The 17,700-nt window shown below is 43.7% G+C and carries 15 protein-coding genes; 7 read left to right on the top strand and 8 right to left on the bottom strand.

Annotated elements, in window-relative coordinates; genetic code table 11:
* Window positions 1-153: 153 nt before the first annotated feature.
* The gene (locus tag L2755_RS06495) at window positions 154-693 is read left to right on the top strand and encodes an outer membrane beta-barrel protein (RefSeq protein WP_248979926.1); all 540 of its coding nucleotides are present in this window, start codon (window positions 154-156) and stop codon (window positions 691-693) included.
* 144 nt (window positions 694-837) lie between these two features.
* On the opposite strand, the gene L2755_RS06500 is transcribed toward L2755_RS06495, so the two are convergent.
* Window positions 838-2,487 carry a BamA/TamA family outer membrane protein gene (locus tag L2755_RS06500; protein WP_248979927.1) on the bottom strand — a complete coding sequence of 550 codons (1,650 nt, stop codon included), beginning with the start codon at window positions 2,485-2,487 and terminating at the stop codon, window positions 838-840.
* Between the two features lie 180 nt (window positions 2,488-2,667).
* On the bottom strand, window positions 2,668-3,888 hold the full coding sequence (locus L2755_RS06505) for a threonine/serine exporter family protein (RefSeq protein ID WP_248979928.1): 1,221 nt from the start codon (window positions 3,886-3,888) through the stop codon (window positions 2,668-2,670).
* A gap of 222 nt (window positions 3,889-4,110) precedes the next feature.
* Here L2755_RS06505 and L2755_RS06510 point away from each other — a divergent pair, with 222 nt between their 5' ends.
* Window positions 4,111-4,509, top strand: a complete 399-nt coding sequence (locus L2755_RS06510; RefSeq protein ID WP_248979929.1) for an MAPEG family protein — start codon at window positions 4,111-4,113, stop codon at window positions 4,507-4,509.
* Window positions 4,510-4,747: 238 nt separating this feature from the next.
* The gene (locus L2755_RS06515) at window positions 4,748-7,057 is read left to right on the top strand and encodes a YgiQ family radical SAM protein (RefSeq protein WP_248979930.1); all 2,310 of its coding nucleotides are present in this window, start codon (window positions 4,748-4,750) and stop codon (window positions 7,055-7,057) included.
* 94 nt (window positions 7,058-7,151) lie between these two features.
* Here the strand turns inward: L2755_RS06515 and L2755_RS06520 are convergent, their stop codons facing one another.
* Together L2755_RS06520 and L2755_RS22270 are read right to left on the bottom strand one after the other, a co-directional pair.
* Window positions 7,152-7,433: a hypothetical protein gene (locus L2755_RS06520; protein WP_248979931.1), complete on the bottom strand. Its 282-nt coding sequence runs from the start codon at window positions 7,431-7,433 to the stop codon at window positions 7,152-7,154.
* A 141-nt stretch (window positions 7,434-7,574) separates the two neighbouring features.
* Entirely contained in the window at window positions 7,575-7,982 is a 408-nt protein-coding gene (locus L2755_RS22270) for a glutaredoxin family protein (RefSeq protein WP_248979932.1), read from the bottom strand.
* Between the two features lie 259 nt (window positions 7,983-8,241).
* Between L2755_RS22270 and L2755_RS06530 the strand changes: the two genes are divergently transcribed.
* Entirely contained in the window at window positions 8,242-8,826 is a 585-nt protein-coding gene (locus L2755_RS06530; protein ID WP_248979933.1) for a hypothetical protein, read from the top strand.
* Window positions 8,827-9,085: 259 nt separating this feature from the next.
* Here L2755_RS06530 and L2755_RS06535 read toward each other — a convergent pair whose 3' ends face one another.
* The 3 genes from L2755_RS06535 to L2755_RS06545 all read right to left on the bottom strand — a co-directional run bounded on the left by L2755_RS06535 (window position 9,086) and on the right by L2755_RS06545 (window position 14,761).
* Entirely contained in the window at window positions 9,086-9,652 is a 567-nt protein-coding gene (locus L2755_RS06535; RefSeq protein ID WP_248979934.1) for a lipid-binding SYLF domain-containing protein, read from the bottom strand.
* A 155-nt stretch (window positions 9,653-9,807) separates the two neighbouring features.
* Window positions 9,808-11,877, bottom strand: a complete 2,070-nt coding sequence (locus L2755_RS06540) for a S9 family peptidase (RefSeq protein WP_248979935.1) — start codon at window positions 11,875-11,877, stop codon at window positions 9,808-9,810.
* A 226-nt stretch (window positions 11,878-12,103) separates the two neighbouring features.
* Window positions 12,104-14,761: an ATP-binding protein gene (locus L2755_RS06545; RefSeq protein WP_248979936.1), complete on the bottom strand. Its 2,658-nt coding sequence runs from the start codon at window positions 14,759-14,761 to the stop codon at window positions 12,104-12,106.
* A gap of 105 nt (window positions 14,762-14,866) precedes the next feature.
* Between L2755_RS06545 and L2755_RS06550 the strand changes: the two genes are divergently transcribed.
* Genes L2755_RS06550 through L2755_RS06560 form a run of 3 tightly spaced genes read left to right on the top strand, consistent with a single transcriptional unit; the run spans window position 14,867 to window position 16,664 of the window.
* Entirely contained in the window at window positions 14,867-15,364 is a 498-nt protein-coding gene (locus L2755_RS06550; RefSeq protein ID WP_248979937.1) for a hypothetical protein, read from the top strand.
* A gap of 2 nt (window positions 15,365-15,366) precedes the next feature.
* Complete coding sequence (locus L2755_RS06555) at window positions 15,367-16,407, top strand: hypothetical protein (RefSeq protein WP_248979938.1); 1,041 nt, start codon at window positions 15,367-15,369, stop codon at window positions 16,405-16,407.
* 2 nt (window positions 16,408-16,409) lie between these two features.
* Window positions 16,410-16,664 (top strand): hypothetical protein, encoded by a 255-nt coding sequence (locus L2755_RS06560; RefSeq protein WP_248979939.1) that lies wholly within the window; start codon window positions 16,410-16,412, stop codon window positions 16,662-16,664.
* Window positions 16,665-16,695: 31 nt separating this feature from the next.
* Here the strand turns inward: L2755_RS06560 and L2755_RS06565 are convergent, their stop codons facing one another.
* Complete coding sequence (locus L2755_RS06565; RefSeq protein WP_248979940.1) at window positions 16,696-17,697, bottom strand: hypothetical protein; 1,002 nt, start codon at window positions 17,695-17,697, stop codon at window positions 16,696-16,698.
* Window positions 17,698-17,700: the final 3 nt, after the last annotated feature.

Raw genomic sequence — 17,700 nt, forward strand, 5'->3', positions numbered from 1 at the left:
GCACATCAATGGATGTTGATAGCTTTATTGACTGTCACGCTATTCAATACAAACTGGCTGGCGATAGGCACTTTTTCATTGTTAATCTTAGGGTTAATCTGTTCTCAACGTCGATTACGACAAGAAACAGATAAGTCATTAGTGAGGTTTGTTATGAAAATTAAAACAATGCTAGCAGGTGTTCTATGTTCAGGGTTACTGGTCGGTAGCGTTAATGCAGCTGAAGTTGAATTCTTTGTCGGTGCCGCTGCGGGTTATCAAACAGACAAGGTTGATGGCAAGATACAGCATGATACTGAAGACATGTCGTGGCAAGGGCGAGTGGGGGTGTTGATTGAACAGCAGCACCGGATCACAGGTACCTTTGGCTATATGGAAGATGAGTTTTCTCAAGCGGGCAGCGATTATAAGCAGGAGCAATACAGCTGGTTGATCTCATATGACTATCTCATCCCAGTGCATAAGAACGTTAACTTGTTCGCCGGCGTTACTGTAGGCGTTAACGATAATAAAATTGCTGGACGTGCCGATACTGCTCCTGTCTGGGGTGGCCAAGTGGGTATGCAATATCAATGGAGCGAGCACTTTTCGTCCGATCTCGGTTATCGCTATCTAGAGCAAGATTACGAACGTCATGGGATCACTATTGATAACAGCCAGCAAGTGTACTTAACGCTCGATTATAAGTTCTAACACGACTTGTAACAGACAGAAAAAAGCCGACGGCAATGCATTGGCGAAAGCAGCTGACAATACCATTGTGGTGAGTATGTTGGGGATTAATGATGCTGATATTTACAGTGTTTCGTTAGCAGCTCGTCACTAGAATCTCAGCACTTAGAATCGATTCTTCACTAAGAAGCGCCATTCCCAGCTGTTCACTTCGACACCCGTGGTAAAAGGGACACTGAAATCAATATGGGCGACGTTGCCATAGCTTGATTTAGAGGAGTAGATCCTAGCGCCAATCCCGACACTGCCAATAACGCCAGCAACTTCGTTGTTGGCATCGTTTCCGCCTGTTGCTTGACCCACATCGCTATAGACTGCCCAACCAAGCTCTGCTAATTGATAAAGGTTAATATTAGGGTAATTACGCACTTCTGCGGTAAATGCCCATTGATTGTCACCATATTGATAGTTGTTTGGGTAACCACGGATCCCGGTGTCATCGCCAAGCGCGAAAGGCCTATCAATATAATTGTTCTGAGAACTACTTAATCTTAGCTTGGAATAAGCGGTCCATTTAGGGGTGATGTGGTAGAAGTATTCTGCGGCAACATTGACCTTATAGTAATCTTTTTGAGTCGTGGCAAATACGCCCTCGCCATCCATCTCCAGCAGCAGCAAATGATCTTCAGCCTGGAAACCACGGCTAGATCGCCAATTGACGTGATAGCCAACGGGTGAGTCGTCATCGGTATCACGAGTTTCAAGCCCTAGTTTAACGTAGTGTTGCCAACCCAGATTAAAGTCCTCGTTATCGTTAATGAGGTGAATGTTATTAAGGACCTTAAAGTCATCTTGCAGGTATTGATAGGCTAGCCAAGGGTAGAGAAAATCACGATCTTGAGGCAGTTCTGATGTTGGGTACTCTGCAATATTATCAAACTCATGCTTATCTTGTGTCAGTCCCGTTATGATGCGAGAAAGTTCATCACTGCTGCGATTCAATAACCAGCCGTATCGGGCGCTGTTGTACGTGACCCCATGTTCAAATTCATTAAACTCTTGGCCATTTTGCTTTAAGGTATCGACGCGCAGATCATCTAAATACTCGGCAGAATACATGTAGCTGCCATCGAGTGTATAGAAAGGTTTCTCAAAATAGAGATGGGTTGCTTGGCCGTCACTGTTATCGTAAAAATCAGCCGCTATGGTGGCATGCTCAATAAAGTTTATCGGGGCTTCAATCGCAAATTTGTAGCCGGTACGGTCGGCATTTGATTGGTACTTGAAACGAGTTCGGATCCCTAACCCGAGCAAGTTATCCTCTTTAATGCCGATAGAGTACTTACTTTCGCCACCGCTGCGGCTGACACTGACTGTGGGGAGTAATGACCAATTATCCCATGTCTCTACTAAAATGTTTTCGCTATCGTCACTGGCTAGATCGGCATCTGGTGCAGGCGTAGCAAACTCAATATTAGCGTCACGAATATAGGGTTCTGCCCGTAATATTCGTTGTACTTCATCGAGATCTTTCTGGCTTACAGTTTCATTTTCTTTAAAGCTGAGCTTGTCACGAATGACTGAATCACGAGTATTGATATGTAGGTAATTAGCCCAGCGATGAATGAAAAAGGTCTCGGGATCAGACAGATCAAAGATGTCATTACTTTTGATTACAATGTTTTTTATCTGCTTTTTTTGCTGGTAATCTTCGGTTTTAGCTGCTGTTTTTGGTGTCGTTATCTCTTCAGCACTAACGGCACTGGTTAGTGCGCAAGTTAACAAGGCTAACGTCGAACAGCTAAATCGAGTCATAGGCAGGATGGCATCCTAATAAGTAACAATACTTACAATTGGGTTACATAACCATAGCACACGGAACGTGGGGGTTAGTCAAGGATAAGATGATGATTTTACTTGAGGAGAATTGAATATAACGCAGAGGATGCGAGCGCGCTGAGGCGCCCGCATGTTTAATTTGTAACTCGTAAACGGTTATAAGGTGCGGCGTGGAGGCACGGCCACATTGGCAAAGATCAACCCTGCAACAATGGACATAAAAATAAGAAATACCTGCGTGCCAAGGTGTGACTGGTTAAAAATGGTTTCACCTAAAATTAAGGTATTGAGGCCAATATAAGTTTTGCTGCCGGGCACTAAGATGACGATGCCTTGTAACAGCGCAATAGTTGCTGGTGCTTTCATCCAGCGAGCATATAGGTTTGAATATACACCTACCGCTAATGCGCCAAAGAAAATACCAATAGACTCACCAAAGTAAATGCCGCCGATCATAGCGGAGAAAAACGCCACAATACCCGCAAGGACCCCCCAAGGAGAGTCTTTCATTCGTGCTTTAAAGATAATCACTAGCGCCATAGAGAGAATCGGTACTGCAGCCCAAATGGCCCATTCAGGCAGTGATTCAGGTGGTACATAGGTGGTTTCACCAAACAGTGTTTTACCTATTGTCAGACCTAGGATAACCCCGAAATAGAGCTTAAACAGCAGCATGAATGCATCCATCACCCTTGCTGTGCCAGAGATTAGATCTCTTGCGGCTAGCTCTGCTAAACCGAGTGTTAACGCTAAACCTGGAATAAAAATGATGATACCAGAGAGTATCACCACCGGAATATTCATACTGGGGTCAAATTGTGCAATACCGCTCGCGGCAATTGCGCACAAAATCGCGGCTAGGGGTTCGAGCATCTCGGCCATACGCTTAGAGCGCTCAGCACGATAGACCAAGCCATAAACCATTAAGCCCAACATCGCCGACCAAAATACATCGTTCCAACTGGTGCCCATTAACATGGCAAAGGCACCTGCTGAGCTGCCAAAAGCCAATAGCGTTAGGCCTGTGCCGTAAGGGTTAGGCTTATTGGAAATTTCCTCTAACCGTTCAAGAGCTTCGGTTAATGTGCGTTTGCCGGACATTAGCTCTTCAACGAGTTCGTCGGTTCGCGCTAAGGAGCCTAAATCGAGTTCACCAGGGTTGACCCGTGCCACGTGGTTATACTCTTGATCTTCATCGTGTTGCAGTACGAAAGTCATTGCCGTTGGCGATACCAAGAAATAACCCTCTATGCCGAGCAGTTTTGATACCGCCTGTAGATGTGCTTCAAGCCGATAGGCTGGCGTACCAAATTTATGCAGTGCTTTACCGAGTCGAATGATAAAACGTCGCTTTTCTAAAAACTCTTGATTGTTCACAATAGTTGTTCGCTATTTATATCTTAGTTGTAAGGCTTAATTATTATCAATAAACGGATGTTAATTTAGCTTGCTTGTCACTGCTATTCGGCACTGTTTATTGGCATATTATTGACGAGCGCATCTTACCTGATTTGTTCAAAAAAAGTTGTGATTTATTTACTTCATGTTCGTAAATTGTAATGCTGTGCACTTATATAGCAATCACAAATAGGATGTTCCATGCCACTCGCGATATCAGGTCTGTATATTAGCCTAACTGCACTGCTTATTATTACGTTAGCTTATAGAGTGATAAAACTCAGAAGAGTGCATAAAATTGGCATTGGTTCTGCTGGCAACGAAACATTAAGCTTAGCGCGTCGAGTACATGAAAATTTACTCGAGAACGCAGCGATGGCGATGTTGTTATTTGTGGTTGCAGAGAGCAACGGTACCAGCGCTGCGGTACTGCATAGCTTTGGTACGCTTTGGCTGGTATCACGCTTGATGCATGCCATAGGTTTAACCCAAGGCAAAGGCGGTTATCATTTTGGCCGTTTCTGGGGGGTATTGATGACATGGGCGGTTATTGTGGGTTTAGTGGTGGTTAATCTTGCTGCATTTGCGAGTAGCCTGTAATCACAGCAATAGACATCATCCTGTTTTAGATATTAGCGTGCTAAAAGCTAACAAGTCCCGCCTAGCAATACCCACAGCCAATTAAAGGGCTTAGCAGCTATACTAAAAAAAGCATCAATTCGATGCTTTTTTAGTCACACCTGCGGAGCGGAGCCTGTTATACTCCGCGTCCCCGATGTGAGCTGGCACTGGGGCGTGTAACCCGTATTTTTTGTTTCTAAGTTAGGCTGTCTAATCAATGCAAGTAGAATCCACATTATTTACTCATTCCAAGTATCGCTCTGAGCTTACTCGTCCAGCGCCGTTTTTACCTATGTCTCGTAAAGAGATGAATAAGCTAGGTTGGGATAGTTGTGACATCATCATAGTCACAGGTGATGCTTATGTGGATCATCCAAGTTTTGGCATGGCCATCATTGGCCGCATGCTCGAAGCTCAGGGCTTTAGAGTGGGGATCATCTCACAGCCTGACTGGTCTAATAAAGATGACTTTATGAAGCTAGGCAAGCCAAACCTCTACTTTGGGGTTACTGCTGGCAATATGGATTCGATGATCAACCGTTATACCGCAGAGCGACGAATGCGCCATGATGATGCCTATACGCCGGGCAATATTGGTGGCAAGCGCCCCGATCGCGCGGTGACCGTTTATACTCAGCGCTGTAAAGAGGCCTTCAAACAAGTGCCGGTGGTGATTGGTGGTATTGAGGCCAGTCTGCGCCGTACGGCACATTATGATTATTGGTCAGATAAGGTTCGCCGTTCAGTCATTTTAGATGCTAAGGCCGATATTTTAGTCTACGGTAACGCTGAACGACCCCTGGTTGAGATCTCCCATCGGCTGGGCGCCGGTGAGTTGATGGCAGATATGCATGATATCCGTGGTACCACGGTGATCCGTAAGGAGCCGCTACCGGAGTGGAGCGGAATCGATTCACGTAAAATCGATCAGCAACATAAGATTGATGCTATTCCCAACCCTTATGGCGCCGATGATGTCGGCTGTAAAAATCTTTCCGGCCCAACCGATGAGAAAATATTCGATAACGACGCCCCTAAGGTTATCACTGTTCAACCGCCCAAGCCTAAGCCTTGGGAGAAGAGTTATATTCAGCTGCCTAGCTATGAAAAGGTCGCAAGCGATAAGTATCTCTATGCCCATGCTTCGCGTATTTTGCATCAGGAGCAAAACCCGGGTTGTGCTAGAGCACTATTTCAAGTTCATGCAGAGCGCGCTATCTGGGTCAATCCTCCCGCTTTGCCACTTAATACCGATGAGATGGATGGTGTGTTTGATCTGGCTTATCAGCGTGTCGCTCACCCTTCGTATGGTAGCGAGAAGATCCCGGCCTATGACATGATCAAGACCTCGATCAATATCATGCGTGGTTGTTTCGGTGGTTGCTCATTTTGTTCGATCACCGAACATGAAGGCCGCATTATTCAAAGCCGTTCACAAGACTCTATTGTGAAAGAGATTAAAGATATTCAAGGGAAGGTCCCTGGTTTTACTGGGGTGATTTCAGATCTTGGTGGCCCCACGGCCAACATGTATCACTTAGGCTGTAAGAGTGAAAAGGCGGAGCAAACCTGCCGTCGACTCTCCTGTATCTTCCCCGATATTTGTGGCCATATGGATACTGATCATCAGCCAACGATAGATCTATATCGCGCCGCAAGAGAAATTCCAGGTATTAAAAAGATCTTGATTGCGTCAGGGGTTCGTTATGATTTAGCGATCGAAGATCCTCGCTATGTCAAAGAATTAGCGACCCATCATGTGGGTGGCTACCTGAAGATTGCACCAGAACATACCGAGAAAGGTCCTCTCGATATGATGATGAAGCCCGGTATGGGCAGCTATGACAAATTCAAAGAGTTATTCGACAAATATTCGCAGCAAGCGGGTAAGAAGCAGTATCTGATCCCCTATTTTATCTCGGCGCATCCAGGAACAACCAATGAAGATATGGTTAACCTCGCGCTATGGTTAAAGGCGGAAAAGTTTAAACTCGATCAGGTGCAGAACTTCTATCCATCACCGATGGCCAATGCGACCACGGTCTACCATACAGAACTTAACTCGCTGAAAAATGTGAAACACACTAGTGAGCATATCTCTGTTCCCAAGAAGGGACGACAGCGAAAACTGCATAAAGCTCTGCTGCGATATCACGATGAAGCTGGCTGGCCAATGATCCGTGAAGCGCTAATTGAGATGGGTAAAGAGAAACTGATTGGAAACAGCCCTTCATGCCTAGTGCCCGCTGAATCGCGTCAAGAGCGAGAAGCATTGCGCAGTAAAAAGAAGCTAGTCACTAAAGATGATGGTAAAGGTAAGAAGGCTTTCACCCGTTTCTCAGCCGATCAGTTTGATGACCGTAAGCAAGCAGATGGCAACAAGGGCGGTACAGCTAAGAAAGCCGGTGGTGCAAATAAGTCAGGGCAAGCTAAACCAGCCCAGTCAAAAGGTGCTCAATCGAAATCTGGTGGCCAGCGTCCTGTAAAGAAAAATGCCTGGGGCACTACACCGAAACATCAAAGATAATTATTCACAGATGAGATGATTGTTTGAGTTTGTTGAGAATAAAATGATGATGGGTGTAAGTCATTTGAGTTACACCCATCGACTCTTTATCTAATTAGCACCCAAATGGCTTTCCTGGACCATCCCAATCACCGGCTAGACATTGTTGTAAATCACCGGCGTACGCCGCTTCACATTCGGCGCGAGTGTTATATCTATCGTAACGCACCCCATCGATCACTACTGGATTTGTGGCTCGCGTGCAATTACTAACATCACGATCGTTTTGATAGTAACATCTTGCGGCCATATCACATGTTGGTGCCGAGATAGCATAGAATGAGCTTAAGCCTAGGCCTATGCTTGCCGCTAATACTGCTAGTTTTTTATTAATCATGATACTTCCCTTTAATTAAATGATGAATTGTTATGGTTTGCTTTAAATAAGCCATTGTTTAGTTTTATTAAACATAAATGGATGCTTTTTACTAAACAGAGCCGATTATTAGTTTGTTTATAGTGAGGATAAAGATTTTTTCTAAAGTAAATTTTGCGACTTGAGTTCTTTTGATAATAATGATTCATTAAACCCATTTATTATTATGCTGCCGATGACTATCTTTGGAACTCCTGGGTAGCCCATAGACTCATATAGTTCTATGGTTTCTCTATTGCCTGATTCAATATCTCTTTCAATATAATCAATGTTATGCTCTGTTAAGTACTGCTTAGCTTTTTTACAGAAAGGGCACCACTGGGTGGTGTAGATAATCACCTTACTATCAATGCCTTGATAATGATGACTAGTGTTTGTTGCAATTAGATTTGGTTGCTGATTGTATAGGTCAAAACCATACTTAGTCCCAATGCCAATGCTAAATCCAGCAGTAATAATAAAGATATAACCAATAATGTTTCTTGTCTTATTTAGTATTTTTGATTTCACTCTACTGTCTCGATAGGTTTTATAATATTAAATATTATCGAACGTTGAATTTCACTAATTATGGAAGCTAACAGTTGAGATAATCGATAGCAATGTGGATTTTGTATATTGTCTTCATATCAGTCGAAAGTATGCTGGTGACTAGTTCATTTTAACTAGACGTTTCCCCTGCTTATTGGCGTGGATTATGTCTTTACTCTGCTTAAGTTAAAATTTATCTCTTTATGATAGAGTTAGTCACAAATCATTGGAGATAATAATGAAAATAACAAAATACTCACAGATTGGCCTGTTAACGGCTGCGACTTTTGCCTTGCCTGCTACGGCTGTAACCACCGAACAAACAACCTTTTTTGATAGTATTGCAGCCCATTGTGGCAAAGCATTTGAAGGTACAGTGACGGCGGGTAATAGCGCTGATTCGGCGTTTAGCGGTAAGAAACTGATTATGCATGTACGCGAATGCAGTGACACCGTGCTTAAGGTGCCATTTCACGTCGGTGACGATCACTCTCGCACCTGGGTGATCACTAAAACGCAATACGGTTTGCATCTAGCGCACGACCATCGCCATCAAGATGGCAGTGAAGATAAGGTCACCATGTACGGCGGCATGACGGCGAGTATGGGCAGCACTACCGAGCAATCCTTTCCAGTTGATGCCTATTCAATTAACAATTTTAGAGACAACGGTTTAGATGTTTCGATTACTAACGTGTGGCATATGTACAGTCACCCTGGAGAGTTTACTTATCGCTTAACTCGTGAAAATCGTGATTTCAGAGTCGATTTTGATCTGACTAAACCGGTTGCACTGCCGCCTGCACCTTGGGGGCATAAGTAAGGCATCCTGTTTAAGTGAAGGGGTGTGATGCGTCTAGGTTTTAGCTTTCAATATCATTGCTAGAACCTAGAACCTAGAACCTAGAACCTAGAACCTAGAACCTAGAACCTAGAACCTAGAACCTAGAACCTAGAACCTAGAACCTAGAACCTAGAACCTAGAACCTCTAATACTCGAGCCTAGAACGATTGTCCGAATTTTGCCGTCTTAGCTTATCTCGCACGCCCTCGTCGCTGCATTTCCTTAAGCCACAACCAGCCTATTTCTCTTCAAAGGTGAAGGATTGGCCTGCCAATGCGGCTTCAAACATTAAGCCACCCTTGGCCACGGTAAACACGGCCATGCCGTTAATATAAGACGCTGTAGCGGCTTTCTTACCAGCTCCAGCTGAATTACCTGTAGTACCAGCTTGTGCGTTGGCGCCGATGGTAATCGCCACTGCAGAAGCCTGTGCACCGAACTCAAAGCTGCCGCTGGTGAAATCTTTATAAGCGGCTTTATCTTTAAAGAAGATGACTTCACTATAGGCTTGGCCGCCGAACTGAAAACCAAAAGAGACTTGAGTCAGGCTGGTGTCACCTTGGTAATTGCCACCTTGATAGACGCGCCCCTTGCCATAAGCTGCACCGATACCAATTCCGCCTTTACCTATGGTCGGAAATAGTGCGTAACCGTATGCGGTATCGAAGAACTTTTGGGTTTGGTTCGCTTGCTGGAAAGTACTTTTGGCTTGGCTATAGCCGTCTTCAGCTAAAGCTTGTGGCATGATCATCATGCTGGCGAGTAAACATAAACTGGCGGTGATCCGTTTGATGAAGCTTGTCATTGAGTTATCCTTATCGAGCAAACTGGACTTATACTGATTGGTATCAACCTTAGCATAGCCATCCTGAACGGAAAGTGAATGCCTTTTATACTGATGTTTGTATCTCATTAAAAAAGCGCCTAATGAGGCGCTTCTATTAATGGCTACTGGTTAACTTATTCGACTGGCTTGCCTAAAACATAGTGCTCGAACCATTGCTGATCCCACTCCATCTTGGCTTTTCGATGTTGATATTTACTTAATCCATGGCCTTCGCCAGGATAAACAATGAGCTCAACAGGCACGTTTAGGTAGTGCTTTAGGGCGCGATACAGACCTTGTGCATGCCCTGCGGGCACTCGTTGATCGTTTTCGCCGATATGGATAAGCGTAGGTGTTTTGATTTTGTCTGCATAACTAAGTGATGAGCCATGGGTGTAGGCCTCTGGCTTTTCCCAAGGTAGGCCTTCCATAAAGTTAACCACGTGACCCGGTGTGTCTTCGAGCATCCACTGCAGACGTTGATCAAATACACCCGCGCCAGAGCTTGCCGCTTTAAAGCGTTCAGTGGTGCTGATCAAAGCATTAGTCAGGTAACCACCGTTACTCCAGCCCATCACTGCCATTTTGTCACCATCAACAATACCGTCGCTAATAAGTTGATCGACACCAGCGATAATGTCTTTAACTTCGATGTCGTGCTCTTTACCAACTAAATCAGTTAAGAACTTATCACCATAACCGGTAGAACCACGATAGTTAGGCGACAGCAATGCCCAGCCTTTGGCAGTAAATGTTGAGCGTCCATAAGAGCGATGCTGTAAAGCGTAAGGCGTTGCTGATGTCGGTCCGCCGTGAATTTGCACCACTAATGGTAACGGACCATCAGACTTTTTATAGTCTGCGGGTAGATCCAATATACCTTCAACAACACTACCGTCAGGCGCCTTCCAGCTAACGATAGACACTTGAGGGAGTTTCCAGCTATCGACTTGTGGATTGATGTTGCTCAGGCGTTTCGCTTTAGCGCGGCTGCTATTAGCATCGGCAATAAACATATCTGAAAAGTGATCTAAACCGTTGTGGCTAAAGGCGACGCGTTTACCATTTTGGCTAAAGCTGTAGCTACCAATGACCATATCGCCATTAATTACAGTACGAGTATCTCCCTGTTCGCCATCATCAATTTCGGTACAAAATAGCTTTACTCGAGCATGATCAGCGCCGCGATAGCAGATCTCGTCGCTATCTGGTCGCCACTTTATGTCGCCGGAGTTTAAGGTGACATCTCCGCTGCGCGTCACTTCAAGCGATGGTGCATCAGTTGCTTGTGCATTGGCGATGAAGAGCTTACCTGGGTGACCGTCAAAATCGATTCTAAAGGCGAGTTGGTTGTTATTTTCCTGCCAACTTAGCCCTAATAACCAACCATATGGCGAAGGAGCTTGGTCGCGCCATTGCTTATCTGCGAGGATGCTATTGGTTTTTGTTTTAGTATCGAAGACTTCAACGTCAGACCAACCTTCCAGTCTAACCAGCTCGTTATCGTCAGTCGTGATCCGCGCTATTTTGCTGCCATCGTCATTGACCTTGAACTCCCAAACTACTTTATCGTCATCGAGTAATAGCTGTTGCTTAAAGTGTTGAAGATTGAGCTGGTATAACGGGTTTGTTTTACGTTCGCCATGGCCATATTTAGGCGCTGAGTGACCGGCTCGCATCGAGGCCCAATCATCTTTGTCTTTTACTGTTTTAGTGGCTAAGAAATAAACGCTGTTGCCGTCATTGCTGAGCTGAAACCCGTTAACACCTTCAACCTCTTTAGTCATCGGTTGCATGTCACCGCCTGCGACTGCAATGCGGAAAACCTGTGTCTTACCGTTGTATGGTGCCTTGGCTGATTCTTGTTTTACCTTACCCAGAAAGTAGATATGTTGCCCGTCAGGACTCCATTGTGGGCTGGATTCACTTTCATTAGTGAATGTAAGGCGTTTACTGTCACCACTTTTGGTGTCGAGCAGCCACAGATCTCGTTGGCTTTTATCCAGTTCTTTGTCCCAGCGGGCTTCTAGCCAAAGTGCCTTCTTACCATTGGGGCTTAATGTCACTGAGCTCATGCCGCCAATATCAAAGAAATCATCGATAATAATGTCGTGAGTTCTTTCTGCTGCTGAGGTGACCATACTGGTACCGAGCAATGTTGCCATTGCAGTAGCAAGCAGGGTTAGCTTGTTGAAGTTTTTCATGTTGTTGTTCCTACCCTTCAAATATTTCTGTAATTTTTATAATGAGATAAGCGCTAATACACTAGCGCAAGTGGTGTTATAAAAGCCATGAAATATGTCAGCTATTAAGGTTATTTCTTTTCGTCTAGCATTAACTTTTGCAGGTAAGCAAGCTCTTCTGAACTGAGCAGTCGCTGGCGGTGATCGTGGCGATCACCGAAGCGGGCGACTTGTATATGTGGAAGTTTTAGCTGGCAAGTTTAGAGACTAACTTTAGTTTGTCGAGTAACACCTCTTTTTTAAAGGGTTTCGCCAAGTAGTCATCCATACCTGACTCAAAGCATTTTTCGATATCTTGATCTAAGACACTGGCGGTGAGTGCAATGATAGGTAAGCGCTGTTGAGAGTTTAGCTTTTCCCATTCTCTGATTTTTTCTGTTGCGGTGAAGCCATCCATAATGGGCATCATGCAATCCATTAAAATAGCGTTAATGACTTCACCTTTGGTAATGAACTCGAATGCTTCGAGTCCATTATTGGCAATAATAAAGTCAAACCCAGCTTGTTTCACCAGTAAAGATGCCACCTTCTGGTTTACCAGATTGTCTTCGACAATCAGAATAACGACTTTTACTTTTTCTTCAGCGATGTTGCTGTCCGCTACCAGATCCGTTTCAGATACTACTTTTGTGCGTAGTTCTCTATTTTCTAAACCGTGGCGAATGGCGTTGTTAAAGCGTCTACCCAGTAATGGCAGGGTAATAGTGGCGTCTATATTCTCAAGGACACGTTGCTCTGAGGGCGTGTTGATGGCAATGGTAAAGATATCTTGTTGAGACAATAACTCAGGTAAAGTCGCTAAAGCCTCTCTAGTGATAGAGGAGTTATCAACAAAAAGCACATCGAATGATTGTTTATCTTGTAGAAGATCAAAGCAGGATGGATAACGATAATTGAGCTTGAACCCCTGTCTGATGCAGGCGTCATCAAGGGTTTCTATAGTGTCATCATTGCTGGAAATAAGCGCTGAGGTAAGGTGTTTAAACTCATCCTGTATAGGCGCTTCTTGCGCAATAATACGCGCTTTAAATTCAACAGAAAAACAACTGCCTTTACCTTTTTCTGAACTGATCTTGATGTCACCACCCATTAATTCGACTAGTTGTTTACATATAGCAAGACCTAAGCCTGTGCCGCCAAATTCACGGGTAATAGAGCCATCTTCTTGAATAAACGGAGAGAAGATCTGTTGTTGCTTGTCTTTATCGATACCAATGCCGCTATCATAAATTTTGATCTGCATATTGGCGTAGGGCTTTTCATCAAACTGACAGCTAACAGTAACCTTGATAAAACCTTCAGGGGTAAATTTGACCGCATTTGACAGTAAGTTCATTAGTACTTGACGCATGCGATGTTCGTCAAGTGAAACGAGGTAAGGCGTATTTGTCGGGATATCAATTTGCAGATCGAGATTTTTCTCAACCACCTTAGCGAGCACCATTGTTAACGTGTCGTAGACGACTTCAGTAATATTAGTGTCGGTGTTGGCAATGGTAAGGTTACCAGACTCAATTTTCGACAGATCCAATATATCGTTAATCAGTAATAGTAAGGTGTGCGACGATGTTTCTATGGTTTCCAAATACTCATTTTGTACTGGCGTCAGTTTGGTGCCTGCAAGAATTTCAGACATACCAATAATGCCATTCAATGGCGTTCTGATTTCATGAGACATATTAGCAAGAAATGAGCTTTTGGCTTTATTGGCATTTTCTGCATCAGATTTAGCGCGCAAAATTTTCTCATCATTTAAGTAGCGCTCATGGATCAGGTTGTTGAGCTTTTTAGAAAACAAGCTAAATTCGTCGTTGCCACTTTCATTTATTTTATTCGAGTAGTCATGTGTTTCCTCAATTTTTGACATGGTTTTAATCACGTGGTTTAGATAATTGAGAATTCGGCGGTAAAGGTTGGCACCTATTGTTCCTATGATGAGTAGTGATGCAAATAAGGCGCTACAGAAAATGATGATCAGATTTTTTGATTGTGCTATTTCACTGTGAATTTTACGGGTCAACTGTTCTGAAAATGTGGTTACAACAAACTGAATTAGACTTAGGCGTTGACTAAAAGCCTCCAAATTGGATTCGGGACTATCGACTAACATATTGCCCCGTAAAATATCGCTGCGCAATTGATAACTATGCTCAAATGCTTTGTCTGAAAATGTCGCCAACAGTAGATCGACTTGCTCTGGTTTGGCATTAATATTGATAAAGCGTTCAACGTAAAGCTGCTGTCTTTCAGCGCTCATGTTTAATTGAGTGAGTAGCTCAGCGTCACTCCTATTTGTGAGCAACTGATTAATAAGCCACTTCTCTTCTGCTGACCAAAGTGACAACCATTGCAACTGAAATAGTATGGTGAGATTTTGGTTAATCTGTGCTGGCACATCTAGCTTATCTTTTTCTAAAACAATTAGCGCTTGCGCTTGCAGTTCACTCATCCAAGTTGACCAATCAGCAACACTCTCTTTTGTTAGCTCAGGCGATTCGGTTAAAGCATCTTTAGTGCTATCAAACCATGCTTGGATATCATCGCTGTTTTTGACCGTGAACGCTTTGGAAAGTAGCGGTGGAAATTCAGCGACCATAGGGGTGAAGTCTGCTAATAAGAAAGGGTTACCTTGCGCGTAGAGTTGTTCTCTAGCTTGATTTATTTTTATATTCAGTGCAGAAAAAGATTCTAAAAAGATAATTTGGTGGTTGAGAGTATTGAGTGCTTGCACATTATTGGCTTGCTTTTTTATCTCCAGTGCGGATAAAAATGCAGTGAACAATAACGGGAGTAACACTAATGCTAACATCCTTGTTTTTATTGAAATACGATTCAATAAGTTCATTTCTGCTCCTTGAATTGAACGGTTCAATCATAAAGTTGTGAATTTCCCGACTCTTGACTATATTCAGCTTAGTACAAAAAACTATCTAGGATTGAAGGTTTTTATATGTTTAATGGATTAAACCTCAGCGCATTTTTTTTAAATACAAGGTTAGTCGTTTTAACGGCGGCTCTCTCCCTATCATGTCCACTCTGGGCATTAGAATCTGACACAGATGAAGGCACCGACATCGAATTTGCGATTTTTAGTCTTAATGACGACTTACCTCCCTTAAGTAAGAGTAAGGCGAGAATGCTATATCGCGGCAAGTCTAAAAAAATCAATGGTAGCCTTAAAATCGTTTTGGTCGATCTACCTGAAACGTCCATGCATCGCGAAGAATTTTACAGCATGCTGCTGGGAAAATCGGTGTCACAGATGAATGGTTATTGGGCGGGGTTAGCTTTCTCTGGCAAAGGCTCTCCACCAGAAGAGCTCGATGGTGATGATATAAAACAGATCCTAAAGTGGCTAAATGACAACCCAAATGGTATTGCATATGCTCCGATCGAGTCGGTGCCTGAAGAAGTAAATATCTTAATTACAGTGCCACAAGGAGAGTAGCCATGTTATTAAGTCGTCAATATACAATTTTGATATTAAGCTTAGGTATCACTGCAAACGTTGAAGCTGGAGTCGAACTCACAGATAACATTATGCTGAGTGGTTTCGGTACAACATCTATTAGTAAAACTGACAATAAAACACCGCTATTTGTTAACCGAGAGATTTTTGATGAAACCTGTTATGACTGCGATACCTTATTTGGATTGCAGCTTGATATCGATGTTTTTGAAGGGTTCAATGCCTCTGCGCAGGTTGTTAAACGTACCCAGGATGATTGGAGCGATCCCGAACTGGAGTGGGCCTATTTGGGCTACGAGTTTGCTGATTTCGAAGTGCGGGCGGGGCGATTGCGCTTGCCGCTATTTCTAGTGTCTGAATTTTACTATGTTGGCCAAGCCTATACATGGGCAAGGCCACCTGAAGAGGTTTACGATGCCATTTTAGGTTTTACCTCCTACGACGGTATTTCTCTGGCTTGGGATTATGATATTTCTGACGAAATATCGCTAACTATCTCACCATATTACGGGTTTGACCGACTTAATGAGGTGCAGTTTGGAGCCAATTTACTTAAATTTGACACCGAGTATATGGCAGGAATATACGTTGATGTAGTCGGCTTTAATTATCGGATCCATAGCGGTTTTATGCAGGCTAAATATAGTCAGCGTCCATTCCCTGCGACACAAAAACTGGATATTTATACTTTGGGGGCTGAGTACAGTTTGGATGCTTGGCAGTGGATGGCTGAAGTCGAGTACGATAAGTTTCAAACCAACTGGTACGCCAGTGCTGCCTATGCGCTTGATGACTTCACACCTTACCTTGTCTATGCTGAGAGCCATGAGTTAAGGAAGACCAAAGGCGTTACTGTGGGGGTTCGCTATGATGTGACGTCGACAATATCGCTTAATGCTGAGTTCCAATCTATATTCTCACAGGAAAAGGGTAATCGTGCTCAGTTTGTCACCTCGCCACTCTTATACGGCGAGAAAGATGATGTCGACATACTCAGCCTTACTTTAAACTTTGTCTTTTGATTATGGATAATATTGTATTTTGGCTTGGCTTTTATCTGCTGATGTTATTGGCCTCTACCCTCATTGGTTATCGTAAAGGCAACATCGTTGCAGGAGCATTGTTGGGTTATGTATTAGGGCCCATTGGCGTGTTAATTTTACTGTTTAGCAAGGATAGAAAAATGCTGCCATGCCCCGAGTGTGGCAGTAAAATCCATCGACACTCTTATAAGTGTCCTAAGTGCCATCAGAAAGTGCTTAATCGCTTAGAGTCGTAGCAATAATTGCTCACAGCTTAAAAGTAAAATGTTAGAAGTTGAATGAATAGCTGATACTCAAGGAGCCATCCTTAAATCGACCTGTATCGGGCCCTCTATCGGCACTATTCCAGCGGTTGCCAGAGTAGTTGTTATATTGAATGGTTATTGTTCCTGGATGCCAATCAAAGTAACCAAATCCGTAAGTGAAATCAGGGTTCCACGGCTGCTTCTGGCTACTGTCTAAATAGTAAAAGGCAGTTGCGTTGACATACCAATTGCCGATGATCGAGTATTTGCATCCTAAGCTTATTGTTTGGTGACTGCTCTTATATTCGATACTCGCTAAATCGAAGTATTCAGGTGTGTAGTTATAATCAAATTGACAACCAACTGCACCTTCATCAGTAAAAGAAAACCAATCGACAAAAGGTTTGTTTATTGGGAATTTCCACCCTAATGCCCATGTTCCCTGTGAAAACTCTGTATGTTTACCACTAGGCTCGGGAGAGAAACGGTTACCGCCGTAATTGGAGTAGAGCAGGCTAAATGTATACGGATGCCAATCACTGTAACCAAATACATAGGTAAAATCGGGGTTCCACGCTTGCTGAAGCTCTTTATCAAAATAGTGATATGCGGTTGCCGAGATAAACCAATTTCCGATAATCGAATACTTAAGTGACAAGCTTGCTGTTAGGTTTTGATTACTTGGGCCTGTGGTGGCATTTGCGGGTAGAACGGCAGCTGTATCGACCAAAGGGTAGCCAATACTGACACTGGCGCTCCAGCGTTTGTACCAAGGAGTATCGGAGTCCCAGCTTTCAAATGGCAGCATAAATGAGCTGGTAGCACCCTTCCAGATGAGATCCACTGCTGTTTTTGACTCTGTTTCTTTGGCGGCAGCTTGATTGATTAGGGTTGCCTCTGCTGTTCTGGGCGCGTGTTTTGCCATCTCGGTTTGGTGCTCATTTGCCTGGCAATCTGCCACTGCACTGCTTAGGGTTATTACCCATAAGGTGGTGTTGATTGTCCATCCGTGGTGCTTTCTCAAATG

This window comes from Shewanella abyssi (assembly GCF_023284025.1).
In the GTDB taxonomy this organism is placed as follows: Bacteria; Pseudomonadota; Gammaproteobacteria; order Enterobacterales; family Shewanellaceae; genus Shewanella; species Shewanella abyssi.